This is a genomic window from Burkholderia sp. 9120, from assembly GCF_000745015.1.
In the GTDB taxonomy this organism is placed as follows: Bacteria; Pseudomonadota; Gammaproteobacteria; order Burkholderiales; family Burkholderiaceae; genus Paraburkholderia.
Genome location: NZ_JQNA01000001.1, coordinates 804,096 through 829,965, shown reverse-complemented (window position 1 = coordinate 829,965; position 25,870 = coordinate 804,096). Strand labels below are relative to the sequence as shown.

General features: G+C 63.3%; 23 protein-coding genes. 15 read left to right on the top strand and 8 right to left on the bottom strand.

The annotated features are described in order from the left end of the window. Positions 1 to 50: 50 nt before the first annotated feature. Genes FA94_RS03595 through FA94_RS03560 form a run of 8 tightly spaced genes read left to right on the top strand, consistent with a single transcriptional unit; the run spans position 51 to position 7,077 of the window. Positions 51 to 533: an MSMEG_0572/Sll0783 family nitrogen starvation response protein gene (locus FA94_RS03595; RefSeq protein ID WP_035546812.1), complete on the top strand. Its 483-nt coding sequence runs from the start codon at positions 51 to 53 to the stop codon at positions 531 to 533. Positions 534 to 552: 19 nt separating this feature from the next. Beyond that, complete coding sequence (locus FA94_RS03590; protein ID WP_035546810.1) at positions 553 to 1,587, top strand: Nit6803 family nitrilase; 1,035 nt, start codon at positions 553 to 555, stop codon at positions 1,585 to 1,587. Beyond that, a complete protein-coding gene (locus tag FA94_RS03585) occupies positions 1,538 to 2,650 on the top strand; it encodes an MSMEG_0568 family radical SAM protein (RefSeq protein ID WP_051980344.1) in 1,113 nt (370 codons plus the stop codon). The genes FA94_RS03590 and FA94_RS03585 overlap by 50 nt, the downstream gene beginning before the upstream one ends. Before the next feature lie 2 nt (positions 2,651 to 2,652). After that, a complete protein-coding gene (locus FA94_RS03580) occupies positions 2,653 to 3,282 on the top strand; it encodes an MSMEG_0567/Sll0786 family nitrogen starvation N-acetyltransferase (protein WP_051980464.1) in 630 nt (209 codons plus the stop codon). Next, positions 3,279 to 4,265: a sll0787 family AIR synthase-like protein gene (locus FA94_RS03575; RefSeq protein WP_035546808.1), complete on the top strand. Its 987-nt coding sequence runs from the start codon at positions 3,279 to 3,281 to the stop codon at positions 4,263 to 4,265. Before FA94_RS03580 ends, FA94_RS03575 begins: the two co-directional genes overlap by 4 nt. Beyond that, positions 4,262 to 5,464: an MSMEG_0565 family glycosyltransferase gene (locus FA94_RS03570; protein ID WP_035546806.1), complete on the top strand. Its 1,203-nt coding sequence runs from the start codon at positions 4,262 to 4,264 to the stop codon at positions 5,462 to 5,464. The genes FA94_RS03575 and FA94_RS03570 overlap by 4 nt, the downstream gene beginning before the upstream one ends. A gap of 13 nt (positions 5,465 to 5,477) precedes the next feature. Then, positions 5,478 to 5,762 carry an MSMEG_0570 family nitrogen starvation response protein gene (locus tag FA94_RS03565; RefSeq protein WP_035546803.1) on the top strand — a complete coding sequence of 95 codons (285 nt, stop codon included), beginning with the start codon at positions 5,478 to 5,480 and terminating at the stop codon, positions 5,760 to 5,762. 25 nt (positions 5,763 to 5,787) lie between these two features. Beyond that, entirely contained in the window at positions 5,788 to 7,077 is a 1,290-nt protein-coding gene (locus FA94_RS03560) for an MSMEG_0569 family flavin-dependent oxidoreductase (RefSeq protein ID WP_035546801.1), read from the top strand. An 84-nt stretch (positions 7,078 to 7,161) separates the two neighbouring features. Here the strand turns inward: FA94_RS03560 and FA94_RS03555 are convergent, their stop codons facing one another. From FA94_RS03555 to FA94_RS03540, 4 genes are all read right to left on the bottom strand, one after another. Next, positions 7,162 to 9,273 (bottom strand): phosphocholine-specific phospholipase C, encoded by a 2,112-nt coding sequence (locus FA94_RS03555; RefSeq protein ID WP_035546800.1) that lies wholly within the window; start codon positions 9,271 to 9,273, stop codon positions 7,162 to 7,164. An 81-nt stretch (positions 9,274 to 9,354) separates the two neighbouring features. Further along, the gene (locus FA94_RS03550; protein ID WP_035546796.1) at positions 9,355 to 9,702 is read right to left on the bottom strand and encodes a hypothetical protein; all 348 of its coding nucleotides are present in this window, start codon (positions 9,700 to 9,702) and stop codon (positions 9,355 to 9,357) included. A 145-nt stretch (positions 9,703 to 9,847) separates the two neighbouring features. Then, a complete protein-coding gene (locus FA94_RS03545) occupies positions 9,848 to 10,309 on the bottom strand; it encodes a RidA family protein (protein WP_035546788.1) in 462 nt (153 codons plus the stop codon). Positions 10,310 to 10,358: 49 nt separating this feature from the next. Beyond that, positions 10,359 to 11,255: an IclR family transcriptional regulator gene (locus FA94_RS03540; RefSeq protein ID WP_035546786.1), complete on the bottom strand. Its 897-nt coding sequence runs from the start codon at positions 11,253 to 11,255 to the stop codon at positions 10,359 to 10,361. A gap of 117 nt (positions 11,256 to 11,372) precedes the next feature. On the opposite strand from FA94_RS03540, the gene FA94_RS03535 reads away from it, so the two are divergent. The 3 genes from FA94_RS03535 to FA94_RS03525 all read left to right on the top strand — a co-directional run bounded on the left by FA94_RS03535 (position 11,373) and on the right by FA94_RS03525 (position 15,344). Continuing rightward, the gene (locus tag FA94_RS03535; protein ID WP_035546783.1) at positions 11,373 to 12,581 is read left to right on the top strand and encodes an aminotransferase class V-fold PLP-dependent enzyme; all 1,209 of its coding nucleotides are present in this window, start codon (positions 11,373 to 11,375) and stop codon (positions 12,579 to 12,581) included. A 179-nt stretch (positions 12,582 to 12,760) separates the two neighbouring features. Next, positions 12,761 to 13,879 carry a porin gene (locus tag FA94_RS03530; RefSeq protein WP_035546775.1) on the top strand — a complete coding sequence of 373 codons (1,119 nt, stop codon included), beginning with the start codon at positions 12,761 to 12,763 and terminating at the stop codon, positions 13,877 to 13,879. 94 nt (positions 13,880 to 13,973) lie between these two features. Continuing rightward, the gene (locus tag FA94_RS03525; protein ID WP_035546774.1) at positions 13,974 to 15,344 is read left to right on the top strand and encodes a GntT/GntP/DsdX family permease; all 1,371 of its coding nucleotides are present in this window, start codon (positions 13,974 to 13,976) and stop codon (positions 15,342 to 15,344) included. Between the two features lie 58 nt (positions 15,345 to 15,402). Here the strand turns inward: FA94_RS03525 and FA94_RS03520 are convergent, their stop codons facing one another. From FA94_RS03520 to FA94_RS03505, 4 genes are all read right to left on the bottom strand, one after another. Then, positions 15,403 to 16,248, bottom strand: coding sequence for an alpha/beta fold hydrolase (locus tag FA94_RS03520; protein ID WP_035546772.1), 846 nt, complete (start codon positions 16,246 to 16,248; stop codon positions 15,403 to 15,405). An 8-nt stretch (positions 16,249 to 16,256) separates the two neighbouring features. After that, positions 16,257 to 17,849: a benzoate-CoA ligase family protein gene (locus FA94_RS03515; RefSeq protein ID WP_035546769.1), complete on the bottom strand. Its 1,593-nt coding sequence runs from the start codon at positions 17,847 to 17,849 to the stop codon at positions 16,257 to 16,259. 124 nt (positions 17,850 to 17,973) lie between these two features. After that, positions 17,974 to 19,569 (bottom strand): 3,4-dehydroadipyl-CoA semialdehyde dehydrogenase, encoded by a 1,596-nt coding sequence (locus tag FA94_RS03510; RefSeq protein ID WP_035546766.1) that lies wholly within the window; start codon positions 19,567 to 19,569, stop codon positions 17,974 to 17,976. Between the two features lie 44 nt (positions 19,570 to 19,613). Next, entirely contained in the window at positions 19,614 to 20,081 is a 468-nt protein-coding gene (locus FA94_RS03505) for a DUF4863 family protein (RefSeq protein WP_035546762.1), read from the bottom strand. Between the two features lie 182 nt (positions 20,082 to 20,263). Here FA94_RS03505 and FA94_RS03500 point away from each other — a divergent pair, with 182 nt between their 5' ends. The 4 genes from FA94_RS03500 to boxA all read left to right on the top strand — a co-directional run bounded on the left by FA94_RS03500 (position 20,264) and on the right by boxA (position 25,846). Further along, positions 20,264 to 21,229 carry a helix-turn-helix transcriptional regulator gene (locus FA94_RS03500; RefSeq protein WP_035546760.1) on the top strand — a complete coding sequence of 322 codons (966 nt, stop codon included), beginning with the start codon at positions 20,264 to 20,266 and terminating at the stop codon, positions 21,227 to 21,229. Between the two features lie 116 nt (positions 21,230 to 21,345). Further along, a complete protein-coding gene (gene boxC / locus FA94_RS03495; protein WP_035546758.1) occupies positions 21,346 to 23,016 on the top strand; it encodes a 2,3-epoxybenzoyl-CoA dihydrolase in 1,671 nt (556 codons plus the stop codon). 125 nt (positions 23,017 to 23,141) lie between these two features. Beyond that, positions 23,142 to 24,569, top strand: a complete 1,428-nt coding sequence (boxB, locus tag FA94_RS03490) for a benzoyl-CoA 2,3-epoxidase subunit BoxB (RefSeq protein ID WP_035546756.1) — start codon at positions 23,142 to 23,144, stop codon at positions 24,567 to 24,569. Positions 24,570 to 24,613: 44 nt separating this feature from the next. Next, the gene (gene boxA, locus FA94_RS03485; protein WP_035546754.1) at positions 24,614 to 25,846 is read left to right on the top strand and encodes a benzoyl-CoA 2,3-epoxidase subunit BoxA; all 1,233 of its coding nucleotides are present in this window, start codon (positions 24,614 to 24,616) and stop codon (positions 25,844 to 25,846) included. Positions 25,847 to 25,870: the final 24 nt, after the last annotated feature.

The following is a 25,870-nucleotide window of genomic DNA, read 5'->3' as shown; positions in this document are numbered from 1 at the left end:
ACACTGAACACGCGCCTTCTTTTACTTAGCAAACCTGATCGGAGAGTGTCATGCCAGCCGTCAACAAACCGCTGCATCAGAAGGGCGATTACCTTGTCGACTACGAGGAGAAAGTCTTTGAGGACGTGAAAGCCGAACCGGGAGAGAAGGCGCTCGTCACGTTCCATACGGTCGCGTTCGAAGGCTCGATCGGTTTCGTCAATCTGCTGCAGGCCACGCGTTTGCAACGCAAGGGCTTTGAAACCTCGGTGCTGCTGTATGGGCCCGGCGTCACGCTCGGTTTGCAACGCGGCTTTCCGACCCTCGGCGACGAAGCGTTCCCCGGCCATCTGAACTTCAACAAGCAGCTGATGAAATTCATGGAAGAGGGCGGCAAGGTCTACGCGTGCCGTTTCGCGCTGCAGGCGCTGTATGGACACGGCGAAGCCTCGCTGATCGAGGGTATCCGGCCGATCAGTCCGCTCGACGTGCTCGATATCCAGCTTCTGCATCGCAAGGACAACGCGCTCGTCATCCACACGTGGACGGTTTGACGGAACACGGGTGACCACTATGTCCGACAAACGCATCGTGCGTGCCGCCGCGGTCCAGATCTCACCGGATTTCGAACACAGCGGCGGCACCCTCGACAAAGTGTGCGAGGCGATCGGCAAGGCGGCGCGCGAAGGCGTGCAGTTGATCGTTTTCCCTGAAACCTTCGTGCCGTATTACCCGTACTTTTCTTTCGTGAAGCCGCCGGTTGCCTCCGGCGCCGAGCATATGAAGCTGTACGAGGAAGCCGTGCTCGTGCCCGGACCCGTGACGCAGGCGGTGGCCGAGCAGGCGCGTTTGCACCGGATGGTGGTGGTGCTCGGCGTCAACGAGCGCGATCACGGCAGCCTCTACAACACGCAGTTGATCTTCGACGTGGACGGTCAACTGGTGCTCAAGCGCCGCAAGATCACGCCGACGTTTCACGAACGGATGATCTGGGGGCAAGGCGACGCGGCGGGCCTCAAGGTGGCGCACACGGCGGTGGCGCGCGTCGGCGCGCTCGCCTGCTGGGAGCATTACAACCCGCTCGCGCGTTATGCGCTGATGACGCAGCACGAAGAGATTCATTGCAGCCAGTTTCCCGGCTCGCTGGTGGGGCCGATTTTCGCCGAGCAGATCGAGGTGACGATCCGCCATCACGCGCTGGAATCGGGGTGTTTCGTGGTCAACGCAACGGGTTGGCTCACGGAGGAACAGATCGCGTCGGTGACACCGGATACGAATCTGCAGAAGGCGCTGCGTGGCGGCTGCAATACCGCGATCGTGTCGCCGGAAGGGCAGCATCTCGCGCCGCCGTTGCGGGAAGGCGAGGGCATGGTGATTGCCGATCTCGACATGGCGCTGATCACCAAGCGCAAACGCATGATGGATTCGGTCGGCCATTACGCGCGGCCCGAGTTGCTGAGTCTCGCGATCAACCGGCGTCCGGCGGAAACCGTCGCGCCGATGCCGGGTTGGTCCAGCGCGGCGCAGACCGATTTCATTTCAACCGCAGGAGAGTGCGATGAACGCCAGCGAGACGTTGTCGGCCGAGAGCCGGCAATTGATGACTGAATTGCAGTCGGCCGGCTTGCGGCTCGTCTCGCCGGATGCGGGCGCGGCGAGCCGGCGCGGCGGCGCGGGACCGTCGGACCACAAGGCGGTAACGGTGGATGGCGTGACGATCATGGTGCCGGTGCATACCAGCACCGCGTGGCACTCGCCGTTCGTTGCGCAAACACCGGATGCGTCGGGATCGAGCGCGTTGCTGCGCGGCACGATTCCGATCGCGAACATCAGCTTTCCAAAAGCGCCACGCTTTTACGGCATGCAGACGCTCGACGGCGTGCCGTATTCGAAGATCGCTGCGCTGCATAGCGCGGACGTGCTCGCGACCACGGTGTTGCAAACCTGTATCCGCTACGAGAGCCGCCGCAAGAGTTGCAAGTTCTGCGCGATCGGTCAGTCGCTCGCGGCGGGACGCACGATTGCGCGCAAGACGCCGGAGCAGTTGGCGGAAGTGGCGCGCGCGGCGGTATTGCTCGACGGAGTGAAGCATATGGTGCTGACCACCGGCACACCGCCCACGCCGGATCGCGGCGCGCAGATTCTGTGCGAGAGCGCGTTCGCGATCAAAGCCGCGGTCGATCTGCCGATCCAGGCGCAATGCGAACCGCCCGACGACGACCGCTGGTTCGCGCGCATGAAGGCGAGCGGCATCGACACGCTCGGTATGCATCTGGAAGTGGTGACGCCCGCGCTGCGCGAACGCATCATGCCGGGCAAGGCGAGCGTGCCGCTGTCGCGGTACATGGAGGCCTTCAAGGCGGCGGTCGCGGTGTTCGGACGCGGACAGGTCAGCACGTACCTACTCGCGGGACTCGGCGATAGCGCGGAAGCGATTCTGACGATCTCGCGCGAGTTGATCGAGTTGGGGGTCTATCCGTTCGTGGTGCCGTTCGTGCCGATCAGCGGTACGCCGCTCGAGGATCATCCGGCGCCCACGCCTGAGTTCATGAAGTCGGTGCTGCAACCGCTCAGCGGCATGCTCAACGCCGCTGCGATGCGCTCCAGCGATATCAAGGCGGGTTGCGGCAAATGCGGCGCGTGTTCGTCGCTTTCATCGTACGAGGCGTGATCATGTTTGGTGAAGCGATTGCAGGCATTGCGCTGAACTCCGATATTGAGTTCGCGCCTTATACGCCGAGCGAATTCCGTATCAAGTGGACTACGCTGGATTGGGAAGCCGATGAAGCGTTTAAGTTGCGGCGCGCGGTGTTCTGCATCGAGCAGGGCATTTTTGTCGGCGACGATCGCGACGAGATCGACCGGCAGGCGCAGCAACTGGTGGCGGTGAGTTGCGTGGCCGGTATGCCGGAGCAGGTGGTCGGCACGGTGCGGATTCATCGCGACCACGACAACGTGTGGTTCGGCTCGCGGCTCGCGGTGCATGCGGCGTTCCGGCGGCACGGCAAGATCGGTGCGACGCTGATTCGGCTTGCGGTTAGCAGCGCGCATGCGCTCGGTTGCGAAACGTTTCTCGCGCATGTGCAGAGCCAGAATGTGCCGCTGTTTCGGGCGATGAATTGGGATGTGCTGGCCGAAGAAACCTTGCTCGGTCGTCCGCATCATTTGATGCAGGCGCAACTGGATTGGTACGCGCCGTGTGTCACGCCGTATGGCGGCTTCGTGACGCGTACGCCGGCTGCGTCGCCGAAGCGTGAAGCTGGCTCAGAAGCCGCTTCCGCTTCTGCCCGGAGCGCGGCATGAGTGTCGCCGATCTGGTCGCCGCCTTGCGCGAGAGCCGCGGCTTTCGCCATAAGACCGATATCGTCGACGTGGTCGGCGCGTTGGCGGGGCACTTGCCCCGCGGTACGCGCGACCTCGATCAGGCGGTCGCGCTCGGCGACGATTGCGCGGCGATTGCCGATGGCAACGGCTATCTGCTGTTTGCGATCGAAGGCCTGGTCAGCGATTTCGTCAGCGCGATGCCATGGTTCGCCGGCTATAGCAGCGTGATGGTCAACGTCAGCGATATCTATGCGATGGGCGGCCGGCCGCTGGCGGTGGTGGACGCGCTGTGGAGTCAAGGCAGCGACGCGGCGGAACAGGTCCTGGCGGGCATGGCGGCGGCATCCGTGGCCTACGGCGTGCCGATTGTCGGCGGTCATACGAATACGCGCAGTGACGCCGCGCAGTTGGCGGTGTCGATTATCGGCCGCGCTAACGCGTTGCTTTCTAGTTTTAATGCGCGGCCGGGCGACAGCCTGATGATGGTGGTCGATCTGCGCGGCCGCTTCGAGGAACCGTATCCGTTCTGGAATGCTTCGGTGGATGCGCCGTCGGAGCGGTTGCGTGCAGATCTCGACCTGTTGCCGCGTCTCGCGGAAAGCGGGCTGTGCGATGCCGCGAAAGACATCAGCATGGCCGGCACGCTCGGCACCGCGCTGATGTTGCTCGAGTGCTCGCAGGTGGGCGCATGGATCGACCTCGAGCGGATTCCGAAACCGGAGGGGGTGGCGCTGTCGCGCTGGGTCACGGCGTTTCCGAGTTTCGGTTATTTGCTGTCGGTGCGGGCGCATCAGGTGGAAGCGGTGCAGGCGCTTTTCGATGAGCGCGCGCTGGCTTGCGCGGTGATCGGATCGGTTGATGCGACGCGTCAGGTGATACTGCATCAGCACGATGATGCAGCGACGCTGTGGGACTTCGAGCGCGAGCCGTTCATCATGGCCGGGAAAGGCGGTGCGCGATGAATCCGCTGCGTATTGCGTTGCTCACGCATTCGGTCAATCCGCGCGGTGGTGTGGTGCATACGCTCGAACTGGCAACGGCGCTTGCGGCGTTAGGCCACGACGTCACTGTCTTCGTCCCAGCCGTGCAGGGCGAAAAACTCTTCCGCTCGCCGCCATGCCGCGTGGTCTATGCGCCTATCGTGCTGCCTCAGTCCAACACGGTCGCGATGGTCGAAGCGCGTATCGATGCGTTCAAACGCGCATTGATTGAACACGAAGCGTCGTCGTTCGATCTGCTGCATGCGCAGGACAGTATCAGCGGCAATGCGCTCGCCGAGTTGAAAGCGGAAGAGTGCATTCATGGATTTATCCGCACGGTGCATCACCTCGATCAATTCGACGATGCCCGGCTGGCGGCATGGCAGCGTCGTGCGTATGAGGACGCCGATCAGGTGCTGTGCGTGAGCGAGATGTGGACGTCGGAAATGCGCTCGACCTTTGGCGTCGATGCGATCACCGTGCCGAATGGCGTCGACGTGGAGCGTTTTTCTAGTTGCGAGCGCGAGCAAGCGCACAACGACGCATCGCTGCGACACCACCTGGGCATCAACAGCGACGGCGGTCCCATCGTGCTCGCCGTCGGCGGCATCGAAGCACGCAAAAACACACTGACTCTTTTAGAAGCATTCGCTGTCGTAGAGCGCGTTCTGCCGCGCGCGCAACTCGTCATTGCGGGTGGCGCGAGCCTGCTCGACCATGACGCTTACACCCGCCGTCTGTTGCAACGGGCAGCCGAGTTGCGTCTGTCGATCGGTCCGCAGGAAAGCGTGGTGGTGACAGGGCCACTCGACGATGCCGCGATGCCCGCGCTATTTCGCAGCGCCGACGTGCTGGCGATAGTGTCCCTGCGCGAAGGATTCGGCCTCGTCGTGCTCGAAGCGCTGGCGAGCGGCACGCCGGTGGTGGCCTCGGCGATTGCGCCGTTCACCGAGTATCTCGACGACAGCACCTGCTACTGGGCCGATCCCGTCGACGTCGAATCGATTGCGGCCGCGCTGCTACGCGCGCTAAGTGCGCCGGGTTCATCAGGTGCGAACGCAACCGATTTCGAGCACGCGGTCCCCGCCTTGCTCGCGCGCTTCAACTGGACGGCGAGCGCACAGCGCCACGTCGACATTTACCGCCGCTTCGTCGCGAAGCACGCACCGCTTATCAACTGATCGAGGTTTAGCCATGCCTGTCATGCACTTTCGGATTCAATGGCCCGACGGCGACGAAGCGAACTGCTATTCGCCGTCGCTCGTGATCGGCGATTTTTTCACGCCGGGCGAAGCTTATCCGCTCGACGATTTCGTCGCGCGTTCACAGCAGGCGCTCGGCATCGCGTCCGAACGGGTACGCGAGAAATACGGTTTCGCCTGCTCGGCGGCACTGGACCAGCTCGCGCAGATCGAGCGCGACGCGGCGCGGTTTCGCGACCGGCCCGACGCGACCGTCAAGGTCATCGCCTTCAGCTAGACGGTCATTTTTCAGAGGACGCATCATGTCGAATCGAAACCATCCAGCGCACGCCGATGGGCATTACAGCGTGCTCGTCGTCGGCGGCGGGCAGGCGGGTCTGTCGGTCAGCTATTGTCTGAAGCAGGCCGGCATCGATCATCTGGTCGTGGAGAAGAACACGGTCACCCATACGTGGCGCGAGCAGCGCTGGGACGCGTTCTGTCTCGTCACGCCGAACTGGCAATGCGCGTTGCCCGGCTATCCGTATCGCGGCGACGATCCGCACGGTTTCATGAAGAAGGATGAAATCCTCGCGTACCTGGACGGTTTTATCGCGCACGTCGATGCGCCGGTCGTCGAGCGCGCGGAGGTGAAACGCGTGAAGCGGCGCGACGACGGCGTCTATACGGTCGCGACGACGCAAGGCGAGTTCACTGCCGATCAGATCGTGGTGGCCTCGGGCGGCTATCACACGCCGATCGTGCCGCGTCTCGCCGAGCGCTTGCCTGCGCGCATCGTGCAAATGCAATCGTCCGCGTATCGCAATCCGCAAGCGCTGCCCGACGGCGCGGTGATGGTGGTCGGCACCGGCCAGTCCGGCGCGCAGATCGCCGAAGATTTGCATCTGGCGGGCCGCAAGGTCGTGCTCGCGGTCGGCGAAGCGCCGCGTTGCGCGCGCTTCTATCGGGGCCGCGACGTGGTCGACTGGCTTGCCGACATGCAGTATTACGACATGCCGGTCGAACAGCATCCGTTGCGGGAAGGGGTACGCGACAACACCAATCACTACGTGACCGGCCGCGACGGCGGACGCGATATCGATCTGCGCAAATTCGCCGCCGAGGGCATGGAGTTGTACGGCCGGCTCGACGACCTGCGCGACGGCGAGTTCCATTTCGCGCCGACACTAGCGGCCAATCTCGATGCGGCCGACGACGTCTATAACCGCATCAACGCAAGCATCGACGGATTTATCGCGAAGCACGGTATCGATGCACCGGCGGGCGATCCCTACGAACCGGTCTGGCGTCCGCTCGAAGAACGCGCCACGCTCGACGTGGAGACCAGCGGCATCGCCGCGATCATCTGGTGCATTGGTTTCACGCCGGACTTCAGTTGGCTCGACGCGCCGGTATTCAACGGTCGTGGTTATCCGGCGCACGCGCGCGGCATTACGCCGATCGACGGTTTGTATTTCGTCGGTTTGCCGTGGTTGCATACGTGGGGTTCGGGGCGCTTTTCCGGCGTCGCGCGCGACGCGGAATTCATCGTGCAGGCGATCCGCGACAAGTTGCGCGAGCGGGAGACGCTGAGCGCGGCGGTGGCGGCGTGAAACAGTAACGCGAGTAAAAAAACGGCCGCTGCGGTGTTACCCGCAGCGGCCGTCGCCTTCAATCACCAGCGTGCAGCGTCGCGATCAGCTACCCAGCGCCGGATCGCTCATGCTGCTCTTGCCCGTTTCCACGTGACCCGCAAAGCGGCGCGCGAACAGCGGGTCGGTATCGACCGTAATCGTCAGGTCGTACCAGCCGTGCGCGTTGCGCAGATCGAGGTAGAGCGGGTCCGTGTCGCCGCCGCGCACCGAATGCGTGATCACGTTGCCCGGATCGTACGCGTTGACGATCGTGAACTTGCAACGTGCGCTGCCCACATTTTCCAGGCGCAATTGCAGGTTGCCGTTCGACACATCGTAGCCTTCCTCGACTTCGGGACGCGCGATATCCGAACCATTCCACCAGCTACGCGCGACCGGCTTGCCCGCATAGCGGCGCAGGAAACCGTTCGGACCGTAGACAGTGAAGTCGTAGGTGCCGTCGGCGTTGCACGGCAACTGATCCTGCAGGCGCTTGCCGGCTTCGACCGTATAGGTGCGCGGCGCGTTGAGGCTCTTCGCGGCATAGACGAGAAACGCCGCGCCCGCGCGGCCCGAGTTGACGAAGCGCATGGTGAGCATGTTGGCCGAGCCCTCGCCATGCACGCGCACGAACAGTTCATACGGCAACGCGCGCGCCGGACGCACGCCGGCTTCCTGCTTCGGCACCGCCTGCACCAGCGGCGGCAGCGGCACGTAATCCGGATGGCGGTTCTGATCCGGCGGCACGTAGCCGCTCGTGCTCGGCAGCGCGGGAATCGCGTCGTTCGGGTTGCTGAAATTGAAGGCCGACATCAGATCGCCGCACACCGCGCGGCGCCACGGCGTGATGTTCGATTCGCCGAGGTTGTGGTCGTGGCCGAAACGCTTTTCGATAAAGCGGATCACCGACGTATGGTCGAACAGTTCCGAGCACACATAGCCGCCTTTCGACCACGGCGAGACCACCAGCATCGGCACGCGCGGTCCGAGACCGTACGGGCCGGCCGGGTAGTTCGTATTGCCCGCGAAGTTTTCGTTGCTGACGTCGACGGTGGACAAACCGTTCGCGCTCGAAGCCGGTGCGAACGGCGGCGCCATATGGTCGAAGAAACCGTCGTTCTCGTCGTAGTTGATCAGCAGCACCGTCTTGCTCCACACCTCCGGATTCGACGTGAGAATCTGCAGCACCTGATCGATGTACCACGCGCCGTAGTTCGACGGCCAGTTCGGATGCTCGGAATACGCTTCCGGCGCGACGATCCACGACACTTGCGGCAGCGCATTGTTCTGCACGTCACGCTTCAGAATGTCAAAATAGCCGTCGCCCTGCGAGGCGTTCGTGCCGGTGCGCGCGTTGTCGTACAGCGGATTGCCCGGTTGCGCATTGCGGTACTGGTTGAAGTACAGCAGCGAGTTGTCGCCGTAGTTGCCGATATACGGGTTCGACGTCCAGCCCCACGAACCGTTCGCGTTGAGTCCGGTGCCGACGTCCTGATAGATCTTCCACGTAATGCCCGCGTTCTGCAGCACTTCGGGATAGGTGGACCAGCCGTAGCCGGCTTCCGCGTTGTCGATCACCGGGCCGCTGCCGCTGCCGTCGTTGCCCACCCAGCCGCTCCACATGTAGTAGCGGTTCGGATCGGTCGGGCCCATCAGCGAGCAGTGGTACGCGTCGCAAATCGTGAAGGCGTCGGCGAGCTGATAGTGAAACGGAATGTCGTCGCGCGTCAGGTAGGCCATCGTGGTGGTGCCTTTGGACGGCACCCACTGGTCGTAGCGGCCGCCGTTCCACGCCGTGTGCGTGCTGGTCCAGTCGTGCGCGAGATCCTGCAGGAATTGCAGGCCGAGATTCGGCGCACTCGGGCGGAACGGCAGCACGTAGCCGAGATCGGCGGCGAGCGGCTGATACCACACCGGTTGACCGTTGGGCAGATTGATCGCGCGCGTGTCGCCAAAACCGCGCACGCCTTTCAGCGTGCCGAAGTAGTGGTCGAACGAGCGGTTTTCCTGCATCAGCACGACGATGTGTTCGACGTCGCGAATCGTGCCGGTCTTGTTGTTGGCCGGAATGGCGAGTGCATTGCGAATGCCCAGCGGCAACATGCTCAGCGCGGTGGCGGAACCGGCTGCATGCGCGGCGGAGCGCAGAAAATCACGGCGATTTTTTGAGGTCATGGTATTGGCTTTCGATCTTCGGTAGAGGAACGATGCACACGGCGCGCGAGCGTGAGCCACGCACCGTACGGAGCGCGGAACTCAGTCCACGGTGTGAATGACGGGTGGGGCGAGCGGCGCCGACGCGGCGGCGGACAAAGCCGGGTCGGTGCTTGAGGCGGGCAGTGCTGGGCTTTGAATCGTGAGTGCTGCGGGTGCGGGTGCTACGGATGCGGGGTTCGCTGACAGCACGGCCGTGCTGTTGTCGGCGCCGTTGTCGTTCGCGGCGGGACCGCTGGCACCGTCGGCGGCGCTGGTGGTGGCCTGGTCCGGCGTTTTATCGTCGTCGTCACTGCAGGCGCCGGTCAGCGCGCAGAGCGCGACGGCGATCAGCACGCCGGCTAAACGTTTGCGATGCAGGGCGGCAGTCGGTTTCGACACACAGGACATGGCAACGTCTCCGGCACGGGGGAAGAGCGCCAGGGCATGCATGCGCCCGGGTCAGCGATGCCGAAGGATAGTCGCTTACCTGTGTAACTTTTGTGAAGAAATGGTGAGATGGGGAAAATTGAGGATTTGACCGGTCGGGCGGTATTTAATCCTCGACCGCGACGATGGCTTCGATCTCGACGGTAATATTGCCCGGCAACGAACCCACGCCGACGGCGGAGCGCGAGTGACGGCCGGCGTCGCCGAACACGTCGACGAACAGATCGGAGCAACCGTTGATCACGCGCGGATGCTCGGTGAAATCCGGCGCCGCGTTGACCATGCCGAGCAGTTTGACGACGCGTTTCACGCGGGCGAGATCGCCGAGTTCGTTGTGCAGGACAGCCAGCAGATTGAGGCCGACCAGTTGCGCGTGCCGGTACGCTTCGTCGGCGCTGACGGTGACGCCGACCTTGCCGGTCATCAGCGAGCCGCTTTCGTCGAGCGGACCCTGGCCGGACAGAAACAGCAGATTGCCCTCGCGCGTGCAGTGCGTGAAGTTGCCGATCGGCGTCGGCACCTGCGGAAGCTTGAGGCCGCGCGTGTGCAGCCGGTCGTAGCAGTTCATCGATAGGAAAGTGAGGGAGATCGTTTAAGGGGAGGTGGCGCGGCGACGCTTACGCAGCCGGTTCCGGATCGCGATGCCGCCAGCCGAGGCGCGCTTCGATGCGGGCGGCCACCGCTTGCACGGCTTGCGCGAAACGCTCGGTGCCGAGTTCGGCTTTAGCCTCGGGCATCACGATCGAAATCGTGAAGACGCACGCGCCGGTGTTGTCGAGCACGGGCGCCGCGAGACACGCCACCGATGCGTCCGACTCGCCGATCTGAATCGACAGCCGCGCGTCGAGCGCTTCGCGCGCAATCCGCGCGAGAACCTCGGGTCGCGTTTCCGCGCGACCCGTCGGCGAGCTCTGCGCATGCTGCACGAAGAACGCGACGCGTTCGGCGTCCGGCAGATGACCGACCAGCAGGCGGCCCGACGCCGTCCAGTTCAACGGCACGCGACTGCCCACGCGCGACGTCACGCGAAAATGGCCCGGACCTTCGGCCATTTGCTGAACGACCATCATGCCGTCTTCGAGACCGCAGACCTGCACGGTTTCTTCGACTTCCGCCGAGAGCCGCTGCATTTCCTCATTCGCGACCGCGAGGTAGTCGAGCGAACTCGCGTACGTCAGGCCGTAACCATACAGACGCGAGCCGAGCCAGATCGTGCCGTCCATGCGACGCGCCAGCAGATTCTTGTCGACCAGATCGTTGATGATCGAATACACCGTGGACAACGGCGCGCCGACGATGCGCGCGACTTCGTACGCGGTGGCGGGGCGGTTCGCCTGCTGGAGCGCGTCGAGGATCTGCACGGCGCGGTCGAGCGCGCTGGTGCGGGTGCGCGGCGCGGTCGTATCAGCGGGTGGGTTTGCGTCGGCTTGCGCCGCAACGGGCTCGGCCGCCGATGCCGCGGACGGGCGCGCGGCGGCGGTTACAGCCGCGGAAGGTCGGGACGTACGGGCCATCGTGCTCCTCTGTCACAGCTTGTTTTTGTCCAGTTGACGCAGGGGGATTGTATGCTAGACTGATCCGCAATTACAACATATATTCCATAATTAAGAAATACCGGTTGGAGGCGCTTCATGGACATTCGCTCTCGTTTTGGCTTACGCGCTGTCATCAATGCTTCGGGCACGATGACAGGCCTGGGCGCGTCCAGCGTCGGCGCACCGGTGATCGACGCGGTGGCGCAGGTGCTGCCGCAATTCGTCGAGATCGACGATCTGCAACGTAAGGCCTCGGCGGTGATCGCTGAGGCGTGCGGCTGCGAAGCCGGTTATGTCACCGCGTCGTGCTCGGCGGCGATCACGCTGACCATCGCCGCCGCGATGACCGGCGACGACCTTGGCCTGATCGAACGTTTGCCGGATACGACTGGCATGCCCAGCTTGCGCAATGAAGTCGTGATCCAGACCGGCCACCTCGTCAATTATGGCGCACCGGTGGACCAGGCGATCCGTCTGTCGGGCGCGCGCGTCGTGCCGGTTGGCGCGGCCACCGAAGCGCACGGTTATCAACTGAACACCGCGATCACCGAACGTACCGCCGCGGCACTCTATGTGGTCTCGCATCATACGGTGCAATTCGGTTTGATCCCGTTCGAAGAGTTCGTCGCCGTCGCGCACGCGAAAGGCGTGCCGGTGATCGTCGACGCCGCCTCTGAATACGACCTCAAACGTTTTATCGCCGCTGGCGCGGACCTCGCGCTGTACTCGGCGCACAAATTCCTCGGTGGTCTCACGGCCGGCATCGTCGCGGGCAAGAAAGCGCTGGTACGTGCCGCGTATTTCCAGAACGGCGGCATTGGCCGCGGCATGAAAGTCGGCAAGGAAGGCATTGTCGGCGCGATCGTCGCACTCGAACAGTGGCAGCAGCGCGACCACGTCGCGATTCGCGCCCGCGAGCGCGGCTACCTGACGCTGTGGCGCGAAACGCTGAATCGTTGCGAAGGTATCTGGGCGGAACTCGATGCCGATCCGACCGGCAATCCGCTCGACCGTCTGAAGCTGCATGTCGATCCGAAGCTGGCGGGCATCTCCGCCTGGGATCTCGCCGATGCGCTCGCCCGCGCGCCCGAGGGCGACGCGCCGGTGATCGTGCGCGATCACGAAGCGGAACTGCATTTCTTTTTTCTCGACCCGTGCAACCTGCACGCGGGCGAAGAGCAGATCGTGCTGGCCAGAATACTGGCCGAACTCGACCGGGCGCGCATGGCGTCCGAGCCGATCGTCACGCCGTTCCATCAACGCGACGCGCGCCGTCTGGCCGCGCGCCGCAACTGGCCCGACTGATGTCCTCCGATTGATCTTTTCCGGTTGACTCGGTTCAGTTAGCCACCCCGAAGACTGTTGTTTGACCCGAACACCGGACGCCCACCCGGTGTTGCTTTGACTCGTCTGTTTAGTACTACCAATATCGCCGGAACATTGAAATGTCACCGGCGTTCGTCACTTTTCGACTTGAGGAAACCATGATGCACAAGCAGATCTTTCGTACCGCCATGGCGCTCGCCGCCGCCGGACTCGCCGCCCAGGCCGCGCACGCGCAAAGCAGCGTGACGCTTTACGGTATCGTCGACGCGGGCTTTACCTTCACGAATAACCAGAAGGGCGAGAAGGCTTATCAGGCGACCCAGGGCAATGTGCAGGGTTCGCGCTGGGGCCTGCTCGGCACGGAAGATCTGGGCGGCGGCAACAAGGTGATGTTCAAGCTCGAAAACGGCTTCAGCCTGGAGACCGGCGCGGCGGGTCAGGGCGGACGGATCTTCGGCCGTAGCGCATGGGTCGCGCTGGTCAACGATAAGGCCGGCACGATCACGCTGGGTCGTCAGTACAACAGCGTGCAGGACTATCTGTCGAATCTGCAGATCAACGGCGTCGGCGCGATGAGCCAGTACGGCAACGCGATCTACGACAACGACGATATCAACAATACCTACCGCACCAATAACGCGGTCAAGTACACCACGCCGACGTACGCCGGTTTCACCGCGAATGCCATGTACGCGTTTTCTAACACCGCGGGCGAATTCGCCAACAATCGCGCGTGGAGCGTCGGCGCGGATTACGTGAACGGTCCGCTGCGTCTCGATGCGGCGTACTCGCTGGTGAATCAGCCGGCGACCAGCACGGCGGGCGCGGCGCCGTCGGACAACTACTACAGCGCCAGCTCGTCGATCATTAGCGGCGTGAAGCGCAACCAGGTGTGGGGCGCGGGCGGCGCGTACGTGTTCGGCCCGGCGACCGTCGCGTTGCTGTACACGAACTCGCAGTTCCAGTTGCTCACGGGCGGCAGCCTGCGTTTCGCCAACTACGAAGCGAGCCTGAAGTATCAACTGACGCCGGCTACGCTGCTCGCGCTCGGCTACATCTACACGACGCAGAACACCAGCGGCACGACGGCCACCAACGCGCACTACAACCAGTTGAGCGTGGGCGGCGAGTACTTCCTGTCGAAGACAACCGACCTGTACCTGAACGGTATTTACCAGCGTTCGTCCGGTTCGAAGGCATGGGTCGAGGGTATTTCGAATCCGTCGAGCAACAACGGCCAGTTGGTGACCGTCGCCGGCATCCGCCACAAGTTCTAAGCACGCGGCCCGCGTCGCCGCACACCTATAGAACATTGCACGCGCTTCAACGCGTGCAAAGCGGCGGCGCGGTTCTTTCTCTTCAGGAGCACCTATGGCGACCGTTCAAGGAAGTCTGTTACTCGTCTATGCATTGATCGCCATCATCGCGCTGGTCGTGCTGATCGCGCGCTTCAAGATGAACCCGTTCATCACGTTGATGATGGTGTCGGTGGCGTTGGCGCTGGCCGTCGGCATGCCGGCGACGTCGATTCTCAAGTCGTTCGAAACCGGCGTGGGCGGCACGCTCGGCCATATCGCGATCGTCGTCGGTCTCGGTACGATGCTCGGCAAGATGATGGCCGAGTCGGGCGGCGCGGAGCGGATCGCGCGCACGCTGATCGGTCTGTTCGGGCCGAAGAACGTGCATTGGGCGATGATGTGTATCGCCTTTCTGGTCGGCTTGCCGGTGTTCTTCGAAGTCGGTTTCGTGCTGCTGATTCCGATCGCGTTCAACGTCGCGCAACGCACCGGCACGTCGATGATTCGCGTCGGTATTCCGATGGTCGCGGGGCTGTCCGTCGTGCATGGTCTGATTCCGCCGCACCCTGCCGCGTTGCTCGCGGTGACCGCGTACAACGCGGATATCGGTCACACGATTTTCTACGCGCTGATCGTCGGCATTCCGACCGCGGCGCTGGCCGGGCCGCTGTTCTCGAAGCTGATCGCGCGGTTCGTCGTGCTCGACGGAATCAATCCGATGGCGCAGCAATTCATCGAGCAGGACGCGAAGCGCTCGCAGCAGGACCTGCCGGGCTTCGGCATCACGCTGTTGACGGTGTTGCTGCCGGTGCTGCTAATGCTGGTGGGCAGTTGGGCCGATGCGATCGTGCCGGCGAAGTCGGCGGCGAACAACGCGCTGCGTCTGATCGGTCACCCTGATATGGCGCTGTTGCTGGCCGTGCTGTTGAGCTTTATCACCTTCGGTCGGGCACGCGGTTTCAACCGTGAGCAGATCCTCAAGTTCACCAACGAATGTCTCGCGCCGACCGCGGGCATCACGCTAGTGGTGGGGGCGGGTGCGGGCTTCGGACGCATTCTGATCGACAGCGGCGCGTCGAAGGCGATCGTCGACGTCGCGACCGGCGCGCACGTGCCGCTGCTGATTCTCGCTTGGCTGGTGGCGGCATTGATTCGCGTGGCGACCGGTTCGGCGACGGTGGCGATGGCGACCGCCGCGGGCATCATCGCGCCGATCGCCGCCGCGGCGGCGGGCACGGTGGGCGGTGTGCGTCCCGAGTTGCTGGTGCTGGCGACCGGCGCGGGTTCGCTGATTCTGTCGCACGTGAACGACGGCGGCTTCTGGCTGGTGAAGGAGTACTTCGGCATGACCGTGCCGCAGACCTTCAAGACGTGGACGGTCTGCGAAACGATTATTTCGGTGACGGCGTTGTTGTTAACGCTGGGTTTGTCGACGGTGATCTGATGAAGTAGAGGATGAAGTGCGCGCGGCGCGTCGAGAAGACGCGCCGCGTTTTTTCCTGCTACAAGCTCTGCTGCGAAATGAACGCGGCAATCGCGTCGTTCAGCGCCTGCGGCGCGTCGCGATGCGGGGAATGTCCGCAAGCGTCGAGTTTGGCGAGTTGCGCATGCGGCACGCGCTCGGCAATGGTGTCGATCTGCGCCATCGTGCCGTAGTTGTCGTCATGACCTTGCACGGCGAGTAGCGGCTGGCGAATCGAACTCAACTCGTCGACGATCGACCACCGCCTGAACGCCGGATTCAACCAGATGTCGTTCCAGCCATAGAACGCCGAATCAACGTCGGCGTGATAGCGGCTGAGTTTGCCGCGCAGGTCCGTGGATTCATAAAGCTGTTTCGTCTGCGCGATGCTTTCCACCGAAATATCTTCGACGAACACATGCGGCGCAATCGCCACCGCGCCGGCCAGCGCATCCGGATGCAGCGCCGCATACAGCAAGGCAATCGAACCGCCGTCGCTATGGCCCACGAGCCACATGCGCCGACGCTCGCTCGCATCGATCTCGAGTGCGTCGAGCAACGCCGGCAGAATCTCGCGCGCCTGCGCCGTCATGAAATCGACCGGCCATTTCACGTCATGCGCGCGCGGCGTCGACAGTCCATAGCCGGGCCGCGAATAGACCAGACCGCGCATGCCGAGCCGTTCGCACAACGCTTGCGGCCAGTCGCGCCACATCGCGATCGAGCCGAGCCCTTCATGCAGGAACACGGCGATCGGCGCTTCTTGCGCCGCCTCGTTGACCCAGCGATACTCGATACGCAGCGGAGCTTGCGACGCACCAGCGGGCAATTCGGCAAAGCGACTGGCCGTACTACTGACGGCAGCGCCGACGGCGGGGTTCTGCATGGATCACCTTATGACTGTTCGCGCAGTTTGAAGCGTTGAATTTTACCGGTGGCGGTTTTCGGCAAGTCGTCGGCGAATACGATATCGCGCGGATACTTGTGCGGCGCGAGGCGTTCCTTGACGAACGCCTTCAACTCATCCGCGAGTATCTCAGACGCCGCGAATTCACGCTTCAACACGACGAACGCGCGGGTTTTGACGAGGCCGCCATGATCGACCCCGACCACCGCCGCTTCGAGCACCGCGTCGTGTTGCACCAGCACCATTTCCACTTCCACGGGCGACACGTACTGTCCGCTGACTTTCAGCATGTCGTCGCTGCGACCGGCGTACACATAGCAGCCGTTCGGCAAGCGGCAGTATTTGTCGCCGCTGCGAATCCATTCGCCGAGGAAGGTCGCGCGCGACTTCTCGCGATTGCTCCAGTACATCAGCGCCGCGCTCGGCCCCTTGATATACAGATCGCCGACTTCGCTATCGGCCACAGGGTGCCCGGCCTCGTCGCGCAATTCGACTTCGTAACCGGGCACGGGACGTCCGGTCGTGCCGTATTCGACCGCCCCGGCGCGATTCGACAGGAAGATGTGCAGCATTTCGGTCGAACCGATTCCGTCGAGAATCTCGCAGCCGAAGTGCGCGGTGAAGCGCTCGCCGATTTCGCGCGGCAACGCCTCGCCCGCCGACGTACACACGCGCATCGCGACGTCGGCGCGCGCGGGCAACGCGGGCGACACCAGCATGCTCGCGTAGAGCGTCGGCACGCCGTAGAACACCGTGGGCCGATGCCGCATCAGGCGCGTGAAAATCGCGTCGGCGGTGGGCCGTTCCGCCATCAGAACAGCGGTGGCGCCGACCGACAGCGGAAAGGTCAGCGCGTTGCCGAGACCGTACGCAAAGAAGAGTTTGGCCGCTGAAAAGACCACATCGCTTTCCATGATGCCGAGCACCGGCTTCGCGTACAGCTCGGCGGTCCAGTACAGATTCGCGTGCGTGTGGACCGTGCCTTTCGGCTTGCCCGTCGAGCCCGACGAATACAGCCAGAACGCAATGTCGTCGCAACCGGACTGGGCCGACCTGACTGAGGGCAGGGCGGCGTCGATCAGGTCGGTGAGCACGGGCGCGGATTGCGGATCATCGGCGCGCGGTTGCGAGACGATCAACTGGCAGCCGTCATGTTCCGCCGTATTCATCGCTTCGATGACGTTCGGCAAGAGCGCGCCCGAGGCGATCACGGCGCGCGCGTGGCTATGCGTGAGCATGTACACGTAATCGGCGGCGGTGAGCAGGGTATTCGCGACGACCGGCACGACGCCCGCATAGAGCGCGCCGAGAAAGGCGATCGGCAATTCGACCGTGTCGTGCATGACGAGCAGCACGCGTTCTTCCGGATGCACGCCGAGCGTGCGCAGCGCGGTCGCGAAGCGTCGTGCGCGGTCTTCGAGCGTGGCGTATGAGGTCGCGCCGGTGTCGTCGATATACGCCGTTTTGGCGGCGCGGAGTTTGTTTAGTCCGAATAGATACGACGCGAAATTGAACAGCGCGGGCGGCGGCGCGACCGTCGCGGCGGGCTGGCTTGCAGCCGGTTCCATCAGAGCTTGCATGTGTCTCCTCCATCGGGGTGGGGCGGTCCGGCTGTTGTGCGCTCTTGATCCGCTCGATGTGTGGCTTATTGCGTGTTGCGTGTTTCCTGATCTCGATGTCTCGTTGCGTCGTTGTCTCGTTCTGCTAGGCCGCGGGCAAATGCGTCGTGTGCGTGAGCGCGTCGATCGCCGCGGCCGGCGCCTGAATGGCCGAGCGCCGGTGATAGAAACCCAACGCCCGCAAGCCGCCGAGTTCTTCGCCGCCGCCCGCGCGTCCTGGTCCACCGTGCAGCGACATCGGCATCACGTTGCCGTGGCCGGTTTGACTCTGTTGCACCGACGGCGAAATCGCGTGAACGCGGCCGTGCGAATCGGCTAGCGCCAGCGCGAGCCGGCCGAGGTGCGCGTCGTCGTTCGAATAGATCGATGCAACGAGCGAGCCCTGACCGCGTCGCGCAAGGGCGACGGCGTGCGCTTCGGGCAACGCGTTCGCATCGGTCGAAACGCGATACGGCGCCACGCTCGCCACCGGTCCGAACACTTCGATATCGTGCAGCAGCGTTGCACTGTCCGGATCGTTGACCACGAACAGATGCGGCGCGACGCAAGCCGCGATGCTTGCGTCCGCATCGATCAGCGGCACGGCCGAGCCGTCGTACGCGAGCACGGCCTCCTCGCGCAGCGTGGCGATACCTGCAAGCACGTTGTCGTACTGTTCGCGGCTTACGAGCGAACCCATGCGCACGGCGTCGTTGCGCGGGTCGCCGACGCTGATCTTCGCGAGCTTCGCCTTGAGCGCGTCGAGCACGGCTTCCAGCGAAGCTTCCGGCACGAACGCACGACGGATCGCCGTGCATTTTTGCCCGGATTTCACGGTCATTTCGCGCACCACTTCCTTGATGAACAACTCGAACGCGGGCGTTTCGGGCGTTGCGTCGGCGCACAGAATCGCACTGTTCAGGCTGTCGGCTTCGACGTTCAGACGCGCGCCGTGTTGCACGAACGCCGGATGCGCGCGCAGCGTCGCGGCGGTGTCGGCCGAGCCGGTGAACGACACGACGTCGAACGCCTGGATCTGGTCGAGCAGGCCCGCCGAGCCGCCGCAAATCACCGACAACGCGCCGGGCGGCAAAATGCCCGCGTCGACCACGTCGGCAACCATGCGCTGAGTGAGCCAGGCCGTCGCCGTTGCGGGCTTGACGATCACCGGTACGCCGGAGAGCAGGGCAGGCGCGGCCTTTTCCCACAAACCCCACGACGGAAAATTGAACGCGTTGATAAAGAGCGCCACGCCGCGCGTGGGTGTCAGCACGTGCTGCACGCTGAACGATTGATCCTTGCTCAACGACACGGCGTTGCCGTCGCGCAGCGCATGCACGTCGCCGAGCGCCGCGCCGAGTTTCGCGTAGTAGGACAGCGTGAAAATGCCGCCGTCGATATCGACCGCCGAATCGTTGCGCGTGGTGCCCGAATTTGCGGTGGCGATCGCATAGTAGTCGTCGCGGCTGGCTTGCAGTAGTTTGGCGATGTCGGCGAGACGAGCGGCACGCTGTGCGTAGGACAGTACGCGCAATGCGGCGCCGGCTTCCTCGCGAGCGAAGTCGAATGCTTGCGCGAGGTCGAGGCCTTCGCTCGATACACGCACGAGCGCCGCGCCCGTCACCGGATCGGTGAGCGTCACACCGGTGCCGCCGCCGGCGACCCATTGGCCCGCTACGTAGTTCTTCAAAAGTTCAGTCATGGCATGTCTCTGGCAGTGAGCGGTGAGCGATGAGCAACAGGCAATCAGGCAGCAGTGAATTCAATCGCGCCTTGCGGCAGCAGATACAACACCAGCGCGTCGCCGTTCGCCACCGTCGGCCGATGCGCCGAGCCGGGGCCGTACACGCACCAGCCGGCCGGATGGCCGTCGAACGTCGCGCCCTCGGTGAGCGGCATGATCAGATCGATCTCGCCATGCGGATGCACGTGATGCGGGCCGGCGATGTTGTGCATCGCGACCACATCGACGGAAAAACCGTGGGTGTCGGGGAGCGCCTTGAAGATCCGGCCGTAGCGGATGCCGCCGCCTTCGCGGTTGCACAGCCAGCCTTCGGCGACGCCGGTGCGGCACGCCGCGGCGAATTCGCGGAAAGTCTCGCCATCCGCCGGCCAGGTGTCGTTCAGCCAGGCGGCGAGCTGGCCGTCGAGCGGCCGGTCGGCGAGTTGCGTGGTCACGCCGGCAATCAGACGCTGGAATTCTTGGGGGGACATGTGAGCCTCCAGATCGGTGCGCACGCAACTTAATTCATGCGTGGTGCGGCGCCATCTCCGTGACGCCGCCGATAAATCTCGGCAGCGTTTGTTATTGGATCAATATTTGGCGAAAATTAACCGTTCACCCGGTGTGTGTCAAGCACTATAGTACGTGTATCGAAGTTGAGAGGTTGTAAAACATGAACCAAAATTACTCTCCCGCACCCTTGGACGATGCCGCCGACGAAGACGCCACCCGCGCCGAACGGCCCGAGCGCGAGGAGCGCGATCCGTTCCTGACCGCGATGGGCGAGCGCGTGCGCCTGCTGCGCGCGCGTCGCGGCATGACGCGCAAGACGCTGGCGACCGAAACCGGCTTGTCCGAGCGGCATCTGGCGAATCTGGAGTCGGGGGTCGGCAATGCTTCGGTGCTGGTGCTGCGGCAGATCGCGGCGACCTTGAACTGCCCGCTGGCTGAAGTGATCGGCGACGAAACCACCGCGTCCGCCGAATGGTTGCTGATTCGGGAGCTGTTGCAGGGCCGCGATCAGGCAGCGTTGCAGCGCGCCCGCGTGGCGCTCGCCGAGATGTTCGCGCAGGCGCCGCGCGACCCGCATCGCAAGGACCGGATTGCGTTGATCGGCCTGCGCGGCGCGGGTAAGTCGACGTTGGGGCGGATGCTCGCGCAGGAGCGCAAAGTGCCGTTCGTCGAGCTGACGCGCGTGATCGAACAACTGGCCGGCTGCCCGCCGTCGGAGATTCACTCGCTGTATGGCGCGGCCGCGTACCGGCGTTATGAACACCGCGCGCTCGAGGCCGTGATTCAGGAGCACGAGCGCGCGGTGATCGCGTCGCCGGGCGGGCTGGTGTCGGAGTCGGGCACCTTCAACGCGCTGCTGTCGCACTGCTTCACCGTGTGGTTGCAGGCCACGCCGGAAGAGCACATGCGCCGCGTCGTCGCGCAAGGCGATTTGCGGCCGATGTCCGGCAACAAGGAAGCGATGGACGACCTCAAGCGTATCCTGGCCGGCCGCGGCGAGCTGTACGGGCGGGCCGACATGAGCTTCGACACTAGCGAGAAAACCCTCGCCGACGCCTATCTGCAACTGCGCGACCGTCTCGCGGCGCGCGTCGCGGCGGAAGCGCCGGACGATGTGGGCGGCTGAGATGCACTGAGGCGTCAGGGTTTACGCCTTAACATGCATTAAAGTGCTTTACATGAGTGTGACGATGCACTATTGTTCAAAAAACAATGTTGCATCGTCCAGTCAGGAGACGCCCCATGTCCACAGCAGCAACCGCCATCGCGCCGGTCGACTACCGCACCGATCCCTCGCAGTACAAACACTGGAAGCTGAGCTTCAACGGCCCCGTTGCAACGCTCGGCATCGATATCGCCGAAGACGGCGGCATTCGTGACGGCTACAAGCTGAAGCTGAATTCGTACGACCTCGGCGTCGACATCGAATTGCACGATGCGATCCAGCGTATTCGCTTCGAACATCCCGAAATCAAAACCGTCGTGCTGACGAGTCTGAAGGACCGCGTGTTCTGCTCGGGCGCCAACATCTTCATGCTGGGTTTGTCCACGCATGCGTGGAAGGTCAACTTCTGCAAGTTCACCAACGAAACGCGCAACGGTCTGGAAGATTCGTCGCGCTACTCCGGTCTGAAGTTTCTCGCGGCGGTGAACGGCGCGTGTGCCGGCGGCGGTTACGAACTCGCGCTCGCTTGCGACGAGATCTATCTGGTGGACGACCGTTCGTCGTCGGTGTCGTTGCCGGAAGTGCCGTTGCTGGGTGTGTTGCCGGGCACCGGCGGCCTGACGCGCGTGACCGACAAGCGCAAGGTGCGCCACGATCGTGCGGACATTTTCTGCACGGTGGTGGAAGGCATTCGCGGCGAACGCGCGAAAGCGTGGCGTCTCGTGGATGAAGTCGTGAAGCCGAACCAGTTCGATCAGGCGATCCAGGCGCGCGCGCTCGAACTCGCCGCGCAGAGCGATCGTCCGGAGAACGCGCAAGGCGTGGCGCTCACGCGTATCGACCGTACCGACCGGGACGACGGCCTGACTTATAAAACGCTCGACGTCACGATCGATCGCGCCAAACGTATCGCCACCTTCACCGCCAAAGCGCCGCACACCGATCAGCCCACGAGCATCGACGCGATCGTCGCCGCGGGCGTGAACTGGTGGCCGCTGCAATTCGCGCGCGAACTCGACGACGCGATTCTGTCGATGCGCACCAACGAACTCGAAGTCGGCACCTGGGTGTTCAAGACCGAAGGCGACGCCCGCGCGTTGCTCGCCGCGGATGCCACGCTGATGCAGCACAAGGATCACTGGCTGGTGCGCGAGACCATCGGCTTGCTGCGCCGCACGCTCGCGCGCATCGACGTGTCGTCGCGTTCGCTGTTCGCGCTGATCGAACCGGGCTCGTGTTTCGCCGGCACGTTCGCGGAACTGGCTTTCGCCTGCGATCGTTCCTACATGGCTGCCTTGCCGTCGAATGAAGACGAGGAACCGGCAATCACGCTGTCGGAAGTCAACTTTGGTTTGTATCCGATGGTCACGCACCAATCGCGGCTCGCGCGACGCTTCTATGAAGAAGCCGAACCGCTCGATGCCGTGCGTTCGCGAATCGGTCAGCCGATCAAACCCGTCGACGCTGAACGCCTCGGTCTCGTGACCGCCTCGCCCGACGATATCGATTGGGCCGACGAAATCCGCATCGCACTCGAAGAGCGCGCGGCCATGTCGCCCGACGCGTTGACCGGCCTCGAAGCGAATTTGCGCTTCAACGGTCCGGAGACGATGGAGACGCGTATTTTCGGGCGTCTCACCGCATGGCAGAACTGGATTTTCAACCGGCCGAATGCAGTGGGCGAGAAGGGCGCGCTCAAGGTGTACGGCAAGGGCAGCAAGGCGCAATTCGACGTGTCGCGTGTTTGACCGCGCACGACTCGACTCAGGCGCCGCACGCCAATAACGCGGCCTGACACAACGCCTTCTGCCAGATACACCTCTCATCGCGTTTGTCAGATTAAGCACTGCAGTTTCCGAACCAGGAACCGACCATGTCAACGATCAACTACAGCGAAAAGATTCCGAACAACGTCAACCTCGCCGACGACCGCACGTTGCAACGCGCGCTCGAACAATGGCAGCCGAATTTCCTGGCATGGTGGGGCGATATGGGCCCCGAAGGCTCGCACGGCTACGACGTCTATTTGCGCACGGCGGTCAGCGTCGACGCGGGCGGCTGGGCGCATTTCGATCACGTGAAAATGCCGGACTACCGTTGGGGTATTTTCCTGACGCCCGGCGAGCAGGACCGCAAGATCCACTTCGGCGAGCACAAAGGCGAAGCGGCATGGCAGGACGTGCCCGGCGAACATCGCGCGAATCTGCGCCGGATCATTGTCACGCAAGGCGACACGGAACCGGCTTCGGTCGAGCAGCAACGGCATCTGGGTTTGACCGCGCCGTCCATGTACGACTTGCGCAACCTGTTCCAGGTCAATGTGGAAGAAGGGCGTCATCTGTGGGCGATGGTGTATCTGCTGCATCGCTACTTCGGCCGCGATGGCCGTGAGGAAGCCGAGGCGCTGCTCGGTCGCCGCTCGGGCGACGACGACAATCCTCGCATTCTCGGCGCGTTCAACGAGAAAACGCCGGACTGGCTCGCGTTTTACATGTTCACGTATTTCACCGACCGCGACGGCAAGTTCCAGTTGTCCGCGCTCGCCGAATCGGGATTTGATCCGCTCGCGCGCACCACGAAGTTCATGCTGACCGAAGAAGCGCATCACATGTTCGTCGGCGAGTCCGGTGTGTCGCGCGTGATCCAGCGCACCGCGCAGGTGATGAACGAACTCGGCACCGACGACGTCGCGAAGATTCGCGCGGCCGGCGTGATCGATCTGCCGACCATTCAGCGCTATCTGAACTTCCATTATTCGGTGACGATCGATCTGTTCGGCGCCGATCATTCGTCGAATGCGGCAACGTTTTATAGCTCGGGTCTGAAAGGCCGCTATGAAGAAAACAAGCGCGACGACGACCATCAATTGAATGGACAGAGCTACAAACTGCTCGACGTGCAGGACGGCAAGCTGACCGAACGCGAAGTGCCGATGCTCAACGCAATGAACGAAGTACTGCGCGACGATTACATCAAGGATTCGGTGGCGGGCGTGGGGCGCTGGAACAAGGTGCTCGAAAAAGCCGGCATCGACTTCCGCATGACCGTGCCGCACAAAGCGTTCAACCGGCAGATCGGCACGTTTGCAGGCACGCGGGTGTCGCCCGATGGCCGCGTGATCAGCGAAACCGAATGGGCCGCCAATGAAGCGAAGTGGCTCGCGTCGCCGGAAGACCGCGCGTACGTTGCGTCGCTGATGGGCCGAGTGGCTGAGCCCGGCAAGTTCGCCAACTGGATCGCGCCGCCGGCCATGGGCGTGAATCGTCAGCCGGTCGATTTCGAGTACGTGCGCTTTAACTGAACGCGTGTGTTGTGTTGCGTTGGCATTACCCGATGGAGGAAGTCATGAACGGCCCAGTGTCGATCGAAGTTCTCAGGCAGCATCTGATCGATCCGGAAATCTGCATTCGCTGCAATACGTGCGAAGAGACTTGCCCGGTCGATGCGATCACGCACGACGACAACAACTATGTCGTCAAGGCCGACCTGTGCAACGGCTGCATGGCGTGCGTGCCGCCGTGTCCGACCGGTGCGATCGACAACTGGCGCACCGTGCTGAAGGCCGACGCTTATCCGATCGGCGAGCAGTTGACGTGGGACGTATTGCCGGAACAGAACACGATGGCGGTGCCGGTTGTTGACGAGTCGTTAGCGTCGGGTGACTCGCCGGAGGGCGCGAGCGGGATCGAAGTGGATACCGTGCGTGGCTCGGTGGTGCCGCCCTGGTCGGCCGCGAAGCCGTATGTGAATCTGTACACGCATAAGGCACCGACCACGGCGACCGTGGTGGGCAACTACCGGCTCACGGACGGCTCGACCGACAGCGACATTCATCACATCGTGCTCGATTTCGGGTCGATGCCGTTTCCGGTGCTGGAAGGACAGTCGATCGGTATTCTGCCGCCGGGCGCAACGACGGATGGCCGCACGCACCACGCTCGCCAGTATTCGATCGCGAGTCCACGCGATGGCGAACGTCCCGGTTATAACAACGTGTCGCTGACCGTCAAACGCGTGTCGCAGCAACACGGCGACGCAATCGATGGCGTGTGCTCGAACTACCTGTGTGATCTGAAGAAGGGCGACGTGGTCAACGTGATTGGCCCGTTCGGCGGCACGTTCCTGATGCCGAACCATCCGAACTCCCATCTGCTGATGATTTGCACGGGCACCGGTTCAGCGCCGATGCGCGCGATGACCGAGTATCGCCGGCGCCGTCGGCTCAAAGGCGCAACCGGCAAACTGATGCTGTTCTTCGGTGCGCGAACCAAAGAGGAGTTGCCGTACTTCGGGCCGCTCACGAATCTGCCGAAGGATTTCATCGATACAAATCTGGCTTTCTCGCGCACGCCGGGGCAGCCCAAGCGTTATGTGCAGGACGTCATGCGTGAACGCGCCGTGGATGTCGCGCAGATGCTGAAAGACGACAACACGCACATTTACGTGTGCGGTTTGAAGGGGATGGAAGACGGTGTGCTGCAGGCGCTCAAGGAGATCGGCGAGCAGGTCCAGCTGGATTGGGAAACGCTGTGGGCGAAGTTGAAGAAGGAAGGGCGGTTGCATCTGGAGACGTATTGAAGAGGCGCTGGGCTGACGAGGCTT

Coding starts and splice junctions, on each gene's coding strand:
- FA94_RS03555 (WP_035546800.1), bottom strand. CDS start 9,273: ATGACCTCAAAAAATCGCCGTGATTTTCTGCGCTCCGCCGCGCATGCA.
- FA94_RS03535 (WP_035546783.1), top strand. CDS start 11,373: ATGGACATTCGCTCTCGTTTTGGCTTACGCGCTGTCATCAATGCTTCG.
- FA94_RS03520 (WP_035546772.1), bottom strand. CDS start 16,248: ATGCAGAACCCCGCCGTCGGCGCTGCCGTCAGTAGTACGGCCAGTCGC.
- boxC (WP_035546758.1), top strand. CDS start 21,346: ATGTCCACAGCAGCAACCGCCATCGCGCCGGTCGACTACCGCACCGAT.
- FA94_RS03525 (WP_035546774.1), top strand. CDS start 13,974: ATGGCGACCGTTCAAGGAAGTCTGTTACTCGTCTATGCATTGATCGCC.
- FA94_RS03570 (WP_035546806.1), top strand. CDS start 4,262: ATGAATCCGCTGCGTATTGCGTTGCTCACGCATTCGGTCAATCCGCGC.
- FA94_RS03575 (WP_035546808.1), top strand. CDS start 3,279: ATGAGTGTCGCCGATCTGGTCGCCGCCTTGCGCGAGAGCCGCGGCTTT.
- FA94_RS03500 (WP_035546760.1), top strand. CDS start 20,264: ATGAACCAAAATTACTCTCCCGCACCCTTGGACGATGCCGCCGACGAA.
- boxA (WP_035546754.1), top strand. CDS start 24,614: ATGAACGGCCCAGTGTCGATCGAAGTTCTCAGGCAGCATCTGATCGAT.
- FA94_RS03515 (WP_035546769.1), bottom strand. CDS start 17,849: ATGCAAGCTCTGATGGAACCGGCTGCAAGCCAGCCCGCCGCGACGGTC.
- FA94_RS03595 (WP_035546812.1), top strand. CDS start 51: ATGCCAGCCGTCAACAAACCGCTGCATCAGAAGGGCGATTACCTTGTC.
- FA94_RS03540 (WP_035546786.1), bottom strand. CDS start 11,255: ATGGCCCGTACGTCCCGACCTTCCGCGGCTGTAACCGCCGCCGCGCGC.
- FA94_RS03580 (WP_051980464.1), top strand. CDS start 2,653: ATGTTTGGTGAAGCGATTGCAGGCATTGCGCTGAACTCCGATATTGAG.
- FA94_RS03510 (WP_035546766.1), bottom strand. CDS start 19,569: ATGACTGAACTTTTGAAGAACTACGTAGCGGGCCAATGGGTCGCCGGC.
- FA94_RS03560 (WP_035546801.1), top strand. CDS start 5,788: ATGTCGAATCGAAACCATCCAGCGCACGCCGATGGGCATTACAGCGTG.
- FA94_RS03550 (WP_035546796.1), bottom strand. CDS start 9,702: ATGTCCTGTGTGTCGAAACCGACTGCCGCCCTGCATCGCAAACGTTTA.
- FA94_RS03590 (WP_035546810.1), top strand. CDS start 553: ATGTCCGACAAACGCATCGTGCGTGCCGCCGCGGTCCAGATCTCACCG.
- boxB (WP_035546756.1), top strand. CDS start 23,142: ATGTCAACGATCAACTACAGCGAAAAGATTCCGAACAACGTCAACCTC.
- FA94_RS03505 (WP_035546762.1), bottom strand. CDS start 20,081: ATGTCCCCCCAAGAATTCCAGCGTCTGATTGCCGGCGTGACCACGCAA.
- FA94_RS03585 (WP_051980344.1), top strand. CDS start 1,538: ATGAACGCCAGCGAGACGTTGTCGGCCGAGAGCCGGCAATTGATGACT.
- FA94_RS03565 (WP_035546803.1), top strand. CDS start 5,478: ATGCCTGTCATGCACTTTCGGATTCAATGGCCCGACGGCGACGAAGCG.
- FA94_RS03545 (WP_035546788.1), bottom strand. CDS start 10,309: ATGAACTGCTACGACCGGCTGCACACGCGCGGCCTCAAGCTTCCGCAG.
- FA94_RS03530 (WP_035546775.1), top strand. CDS start 12,761: ATGATGCACAAGCAGATCTTTCGTACCGCCATGGCGCTCGCCGCCGCC.